General features: G+C 65.4%; 7 protein-coding genes. 4 read left to right on the forward strand and 3 right to left on the reverse strand.

Features of this window, described 5'->3' with window-relative positions:
- Nucleotides 1–18: 18 nt before the first annotated feature.
- The 3 genes from AX702_RS05910 (at nt 19) to AX702_RS05920 (ending at nt 3,368) form a co-directional block, all read left to right on the forward strand.
- On the forward strand, nt 19–1,590 hold the full coding sequence (locus AX702_RS05910) for a lysine--tRNA ligase (protein WP_066777388.1): 1,572 nt from the start codon (nt 19–21) through the stop codon (nt 1,588–1,590).
- Nucleotides 1,591–1,662: 72 nt separating this feature from the next.
- Complete coding sequence (locus AX702_RS05915; RefSeq protein WP_066777391.1) at nt 1,663–2,253, forward strand: SOS response-associated peptidase family protein; 591 nt, start codon at nt 1,663–1,665, stop codon at nt 2,251–2,253.
- Nucleotides 2,254–2,363: 110 nt separating this feature from the next.
- Nucleotides 2,364–3,368, forward strand: a complete 1,005-nt coding sequence (locus AX702_RS05920) for a histone deacetylase family protein (protein ID WP_066777394.1) — start codon at nt 2,364–2,366, stop codon at nt 3,366–3,368.
- A 91-nt stretch (nt 3,369–3,459) separates the two neighbouring features.
- On the opposite strand, the gene AX702_RS05925 is transcribed toward AX702_RS05920, so the two are convergent.
- The gene (locus AX702_RS05925; RefSeq protein WP_066777397.1) at nt 3,460–4,695 is read right to left on the reverse strand and encodes a dipeptidase; all 1,236 of its coding nucleotides are present in this window, start codon (nt 4,693–4,695) and stop codon (nt 3,460–3,462) included.
- A gap of 316 nt (nt 4,696–5,011) precedes the next feature.
- On the opposite strand from AX702_RS05925, the gene AX702_RS22440 reads away from it, so the two are divergent.
- Nucleotides 5,012–5,179, forward strand: coding sequence for a hypothetical protein (locus tag AX702_RS22440; RefSeq protein ID WP_177179169.1), 168 nt, complete (start codon nt 5,012–5,014; stop codon nt 5,177–5,179).
- A 163-nt stretch (nt 5,180–5,342) separates the two neighbouring features.
- On the opposite strand, the gene AX702_RS05930 is transcribed toward AX702_RS22440, so the two are convergent.
- Both AX702_RS05930 and AX702_RS22445 read right to left on the reverse strand, forming a co-directional pair.
- On the reverse strand, nt 5,343–5,987 hold the full coding sequence (locus AX702_RS05930) for a peptidylprolyl isomerase (RefSeq protein WP_066777400.1): 645 nt from the start codon (nt 5,985–5,987) through the stop codon (nt 5,343–5,345).
- A gap of 458 nt (nt 5,988–6,445) precedes the next feature.
- Nucleotides 6,446–6,875: hypothetical protein (locus AX702_RS22445; RefSeq protein ID WP_066777403.1), on the reverse strand; the 430-nt coding region annotated here is incomplete at its 5' end.

A 6,875-nucleotide genomic window follows, 5' to 3' on the forward strand; every position in this document is an offset into this window, starting at 1 on the left:
GCTACGGCGCACTCCATCATGACCGACGAACTTCGCTCCGCCGCCCTCGAGTCCAAGGCCTGGCCGTATGAGGAGGCCCGCAAGCTCCTCAAGCGGTGGCCGGATGGCAAGCCGGATGGGGCAATGCTGTTCGAAACAGGCTATGGCCCGTCAGGCCTGCCGCATATTGGCACCTTCCAGGAAGTGCTGCGCACCACCATGGTCCGCCGCGCGTATGAGGAAATGACCGGCCGCCCCACCCGCCTCGTCGCGTTCAGCGACGACATGGACGGGCTGCGCAAGGTGCCCGACAATGTGCCCAACAAGGAGATGCTGGCGCAGCATCTCGGCAAGCCCTTGTCGCGCATCCCCGATCCGTTCGGCAAGTTCGACAGCTTCGCCGCGCACAACAATGCGATGCTGCGCGACTTCCTCGACCGCTTCGGCTTCGAATATGAATTCGCGTCGTCGACCGAATACTACACCTCGGGCCGCTTCGACGAGCAGCTGCGCGACGTCCTGCGCAATTACGACAAGATCATGGCCGTCATGCTGCCGACGCTCCGCGCCGAGCGGCAGGCTACCTACTCCCCGGTCCTGCCGATCAGCCCGACATCCGGCATCGTTCTCCAGGTGCCGGTCGAGGTCGTCGACGCCGAGGCGGGGATCATTCGCTTCGTCGATGAAGGCCAGACGGTCGAACAGTCGATACTGGGCGGCAAGGCCAAGCTGCAATGGAAGCCCGATTGGGGCATGCGCTGGGCCGCGCTTGGCGTCGATTATGAGATGTACGGCAAGGACCTGATTGATTCAGGCGTGCTCGGCGGCAAGATCGCGCAGGTGCTCGGCGGGCGGCGACCGGAGGGGCTGATCTACGAGCTGTTCCTGGACGCCAAGGGCGAGAAGATCTCCAAGTCGAAGGGCAACGGGCTTTCGATCGAGGAATGGCTGACCTACGGCCCCGACGAGAGCCTCGCATTCTACATCTATCGCGAGCCCAAGAAGGCGAAGTCGCTTCACCTCGGCCTTATCCCGCGTGCGGTGGACGATTACTGGCAGTTCCGCGCGAACTACCCGGCGCAGGGCTGGAAGGAGCGGCTCGGCAATCCCGTCCACCACATCCACGGCGGAAAGGTGCCGCCAGAAACGCTGCCCGTTACCTTCGGCCTGTTGCTGAACCTCGTCGGCGTGATGGGCGAAGGTGCCTCCAAGGAGCAGGTCTGGGGGTATCTCGGCAACTACCTCCCCGATGCGAGCGCGGCCGCGCACCCGGAGCTTGATCGCATGATCGGCTATGCCCTTGCCTATCACCGCGATTTCATCGCCCCCACGCTGAGGCGCCGTGCACCGGAGGGAGTTGAGGTGGAAGCGTTGCAGCGGCTGGACGCGGATCTCACCTCGCTGGGCGAGGAGGCATCGGCCGAGGACATCCAGAACGCGGTATACGAGATCGGCAAGACCGGCGGCTTCGGCGAGCTGCGCGACTGGTTCAAGGCACTGTACGAAACCCTGCTGGGCTCCAGCCAGGGTCCGCGCATGGGAAGCTTCATCAGGCTGTATGGCGTGGCGAACACCCGCCGTCTGATCGCCGAGGCGCTCGCCGCACAGTAGCGGTGGAGAGCTGGCGCCACTTCCCTCGCGGAAGGTTGGCGCCAGTCATGCCGATCGGTTACCCTCCGGCGCATGTGCAACGAGGCCGCCCGCCGCATCGCTATCGGTGAATTGCGCAACGATTGGGGCGAGACGCGAATCCCGCTCGTCTTCCCCGAAGGCGTGCCCAACATGGCGCCGCTTGACGGCTTTCGGATTACCGATCCCACCATCATCATTCGCGGGGTCGATGAGCGGGGAGATCAGGCGGAGTGCGTCACCCGCCGCTGGAGCTGGCCGGGAACCGGCGGTCGACCGATCTACAATTATCGTTCGGACGGCCGTGATCTGCGCCGCGGGCGATGCCTGATACCCGTTGACGCCTTTTACGAGTTCACCAGGCCTGCCGATCCAAAGGCGAAGCGCAAGGATAAATGGGCGTTCCGTCTGGTCGACCATGGCTGGTTCTGCCTCGCGGGCCTGTGGCGCAGGGATGCGGAGGTGGGCGAAGCGTTCACCATGCTGACGTGCGAGCCCGGGCCGGATATTCAGCCCTATCACTCGCGGCAGGTGGTGGTGCTTGGGCGCAGCGACTGGGCCGCCTGGCTCGATCCCGACATCCCGTCACGCGATCTGTGCCGGCCGCTGCCCGCCGGCAGTTTGATGGTGGAGCCGGCGCGATAGCCAGCCATGCGTGCGTCCGTGGCAATGGCCTTCGCGACACGGCATGCCGTGTGATCAACACCGCCCCACCGCGGCACTCACACTGATCTTCTACGCGAGGACAAGGTTTGATGAAGCGCTTCTTCTCTCCCGATCAACTGGCGCATGCCCCTGCCCTGGAACTGCACAACGGTGCCTTCACGCCCTATGCCGAGATACCTGCACGCGCCGAAATGATCCTTCATGCCATCGGCGGCGCGGACACACCGCCGGACCACGGCGAAGCGCCGATTCACGCGGTGCACGACACGGATTACGTCTGCTTTCTGAAGGAAGCGCCTGCTGCCTGGGCTGCGGCCGGGCGACCGGGTGATCCGATCCCTTATGCCTTTCCGATCGTCGGACGCCGTCCCTTGCGGCTGGAGCGGATCGACGCGCTGATGGGCCGTTACGCCTTCGACGCGACCACACCGATCACGCCGGCGACCTGGAACAGCGCTTATGGAAGCGCACAGTCCGCGCTGGCCGCGACCAATGCGGTGCTGGCCGGGGAACGTGCTGCCTTTGCCCTGTGTCGGCCGCCTGGCCACCATGCCGGGGCCGATTATTGCGGGGGCTATTGCCACCTCAACGTCGCGGCGATCGCCGCTCAGGCGGCGCGGGACGCCGGGCACGCGCGCGTCGCGATCCTCGACATCGACTATCACCACGGCAACGGCACGCAGGACATCTTCTGGGAACGCGGCGACGTGTTCTACGCCAGCGTCCATGCCGATCCGGCCACCGATTATCCCTTCTACTGGGGTCACGCCGATGAGGTCGGCGAAGGCGACGGCACAGGCGCCACGCTGAATCTGCCATTGCCCCACGGAACAACAATCGATGCGTTTCGCGCCGCCCAGGCGCAGGCGCTGGGTGCGATCACCACGTTTGGCGCGACGCTCCTGGTGCTGAGCTTCGGCGCCGACACTTGGGAGGGTGACCCGATCAGCCACTTTGCCCTGAGAACGCCGGATTATGCCACGCTCGCGCGCGACATCGCGGGCCTCGGGCTACCAACCGTGATCGTCATGGAGGGCGGCTACGCGGTGGACGCGCTGGGCGCCAATGTCGCCAGCCTGCTGAGCGGTTTCTGAACCGGGGTACGCCGCAGACCGGGCGCCAAGACGGTTTGCTCCTCACATCCGGACTGCGTCGCCAGCCGCAGTCCGGATCCCGCGCTCCTGATCAGTCGGGTTCGATCGCGTCGACCGGCCGCAGGTTGCGCTGGTTGGCTGCTACCGCCTCGACCTGCTCCATCACACGCAGGACATTGCCCTGCGCCAGCTTGGCCAGGTCGCCATCGCTCCATCCGCGCCGCGCCAGCTCTGCGAACAGCCGCGGATAGCCATCGACACCGCCCATGTCCTCCGGCGCGGTACCGCCAATGCCGTCATAGTCGCCGCCGATACCCACGGAGCCCTTACCCGCGATCCGGGCGATATGCTCGACGTGATCCGCCACCGTGGCTGCCGTCACGCGCGGCATAGGGTGCGCTGCGTCCCAGGCGATCAGCGGCGCGGGTGCTTTGGCGCCGTAGACGTCGGTCGCCAGCCCCTGCGCCTTGCCGAACGCAGTACGCGCCTGATCCCACGCGCGCCATTCGGTCGACAGGAAGGCCGGGTAGACGTTCACCATCACCACCCCGCCCGCTGCGCCGATCCGCCGCAGCAGATCGTCCGGAATGTTGCGCGGCACATTCGCGATCGCCCGCGCGGAGGAATGGGAGGCGATCACCGGCGCCTTCGACAGGTCAAGCACCGCCGCCATGGTCGTGTCCGCCACGTGGCTGACATCGATGATCATGCCGATGCGGTTCATCTCGGCGACCACGTCGCGGCCGAAAGCGCTCAGCCCGTTGGCGCGCGGTGCATCGGTGGAGGAGTCTGCCCAATCAATGCTCTTGCCATGCGTCAGCGTCATGTAACCGACGCCCAGCTCCTTCATCTGGCGCAGCACGGACAATCGGCCATCGATCTGATGCCCGCCCTCGATCCCGATCATTGACGCGATCTTGCCCGCCTGTTGTGCCCTGCGCACGTCGGCGGCGGTCTTCACCAGCATGAAACTGCCCGGATTGGCCGCCACGACCCGGCGGACGACGTCGATCTGCTCAAGCGTCATCTCCACGGCGCGCGGACCCGTCACGGCGGCTGGGATCCAGACGGACCAGAATTGCCCACCCACGCCGCCTTGCCGAAGCCGTGGGATATCCGTCTGCAGGGGATAGGGAAGCGCCGCCGTATCCCGCGTCAGATCGACGTCCTCCACCTTTCCGTCGTGCCGCTCGCGGATCTCCCAGGCGAGGTCATTGTGTCCGTCGATCACCGGCGTCCGCTCCAGCAGTCGCGTGATGCGCGCAGGAACGACGGGTGCAGGCGCAGCGGCAGCCTGGGCGGCAAGCAGGACGGCGAACAATGACATGGCAGCTCCGGGAGGCACGGCGCGCCGAGGAACTTACCGGCAAACCGCGGGTTGTGATCCAAGCTCGCGTGAAACCGAGCAACATGAACGTCTTGCAAACCCGTTGCGGGCGCAAGCGTCAACCGAGCCCCGTCGTTTCTCGCGCCGGGGCCGAATTGTTTTGGGGAGGCAAAAAGAGCGATACGGATTGGGTATATCGCGCGCGAAGTGCAGTCTATCGCTGCTCGCAAGCATCGGATCTTGAAGAGTTAATCCAGTTGATTTGATGACTTCTGCCCGGCGCCTATGCATCGGGACGGGAGATGGAGTGATTTCGGTGAACGACGATAAGGAATATTACTACAAGCGCGCCGAGTCCGAGCTTGAAATGGCCCAGCGTACCGAGGTGCCCGAAGCGGTGAAGGCGCATTACACCTTGGCCGGTTATTACCTCGACAAGGTGTACAATGACGAGGCGAACGCCACTTCCCCGTCAATCACGTGACCGCCGCCGCCCTCGCTTCGTCATCGCCGCCCGGCCTTTCCGCCGCATCGGCCGTCAGATCCTCTCTCGCGCGCATATGCCGCTGATTGATTCGCCCGCGTTCTGACGGGCCGCGCACGGCGCCGCTGGCCGGCAATCCGCGGTACGGCACTGCACGGCGCGATCAGCCGTCCTTGCGACCTTCGAGCAGCCAGGGGCGCGGACGGCCGGTTGGTTTCGACTTGCCGTCCAGCCGTATCGCCCGCTTGACGTACACCGGCTTCAGCAACAGCGTCCCGTTCATCGCGCCGCCGGTCGGCTGCGCCAGAATGCGCTTCACCACGGCCTGCCCTGCAACCACCCTGCCAAAAGCGGCATAGCCGGGATTGTCGGGCTTCCAGTCCATCCACGGCATCGGCCCGACCGCGATGAACCAATTGCCATTGGCTGAGCCCGGCGGTCCGCGGCGCGCCATGGAGATCGTCATATCGAGATGCTTGATCCCGGTCTTCTTCGTCGATTCGTGCGGGATCATGTCAAGGAAGCGCCGCGCGTCCGTGCGGATGCCGGATTGAACAAACCCGAATTGCGGCGCCTGCTTCTGGCGGGCGACCCGGTAAAAGCTAATCCCGTCAAAACGACCGTCGTCGACATATTTCATGAAATTGGCCGTGGTGGCCGGCGCCCGCTTCGCATCCAGCGCCAGCACGATCACGCCAAGCGCGGTCTCCAGACGGACGCGAACATAGCCGGGTGTCGGTCGATCCGCGCGCTGGGCCTGGACGGGGAGGGCTGCAAGCAGGGCGGCAATCAGAAGAAGCAAAGGCATCGAACGGCGAATTACCCTGCCTGCCAGCGCCGCGCCACTCCCTGAAAGGGCCCTGCCAAGCCGGCGGCGCGCAACGTCGCCCGAAGGCGCTTGTTATGCGCCAGATATGAGAAGAGGTTGCCGAACGATCCTGCAGGACCGTCCGACAACCCCTAAACATGGTCAGCGGCCGGAGAGCTCCAGCCCGGGAGACCATGCGGGCCTCTGAAATCTACAGGGTTCGGCGTTGACTGGAGGAGGATACCTCCCGCCGAACCACTACATCTTCAGAAGCGCGTCCCCCGAACGAACTGAACCGACCCCATTGCTGAACCATGAGACATCGGATCACCTCCTTTCGCTGGTTGATAACGAGCGTGGCCTGACCGGCCACGAGAGCAATGTGCGTGTAGTGCGATCGCGAAACAAGCCTTGTTTTATGACCGGTTTTGAACGATTCTCTTCCGCCTTGCCGCCGATCAGGCGCGGCAATCCTCGATCACCCTTCCGATCTCGGCGTCGGCGGGCACCACGAGGGTGGCGGCGCCCGGCTGTTCGATCACGAACCGTCCGCGGCTGAACGCCATGGCATCAAGCAAGGGATCCCGCGCCGGCAGGCTCGCCTCGACCTCGGCTGCCTGCCCGGCGCTCTGCCGCACGGGCACCGCGCGAGTGGTGCTGGTCGTTCGCACGGTCAGCGGTTGCTGCGATTGACCGGCGCGTGACAGCAGCATGGCGCGTGAGGCGGTGTCGCAGCGGAGGGTCAGCCGCGCCCCACTGCCGTCCGCGCCGAACGTCGCCCTGCTTCCGCGCCCGTCCCGACCATAGCGCCATGTGCCCGGCGTCAGCGGCCAATCGCGCCAGTCTCCCGCAAGCGGGGCCGGCGTCGGCGCCGGGGCTGGTGCCGGG

This window comes from Sphingomonas sp. CCH5-D11, from assembly GCF_001557395.1.
Taxonomy (GTDB): Bacteria; Pseudomonadota; Alphaproteobacteria; order Sphingomonadales; family Sphingomonadaceae; genus Sphingomonas.

What these genes read in the sequence shown, in the direction of transcription:
- AX702_RS05910 (WP_066777388.1), top strand. Translation starts at nt 19, where the DNA reads ATGACCGACGAACTTCGCTCCGCCGCCCTCGAGTCCAAGGCCTGGCCG.
- AX702_RS05915 (WP_066777391.1), top strand. Translation starts at nt 1,663, where the DNA reads ATGTGCAACGAGGCCGCCCGCCGCATCGCTATCGGTGAATTGCGCAAC.
- AX702_RS05920 (WP_066777394.1), top strand. Translation starts at nt 2,364, where the DNA reads ATGAAGCGCTTCTTCTCTCCCGATCAACTGGCGCATGCCCCTGCCCTG.
- AX702_RS05925 (WP_066777397.1), bottom strand. Translation starts at nt 4,695, where the DNA reads ATGTCATTGTTCGCCGTCCTGCTTGCCGCCCAGGCTGCCGCTGCGCCT.
- AX702_RS05930 (WP_066777400.1), bottom strand. Translation starts at nt 5,987, where the DNA reads ATGCCTTTGCTTCTTCTGATTGCCGCCCTGCTTGCAGCCCTCCCCGTC.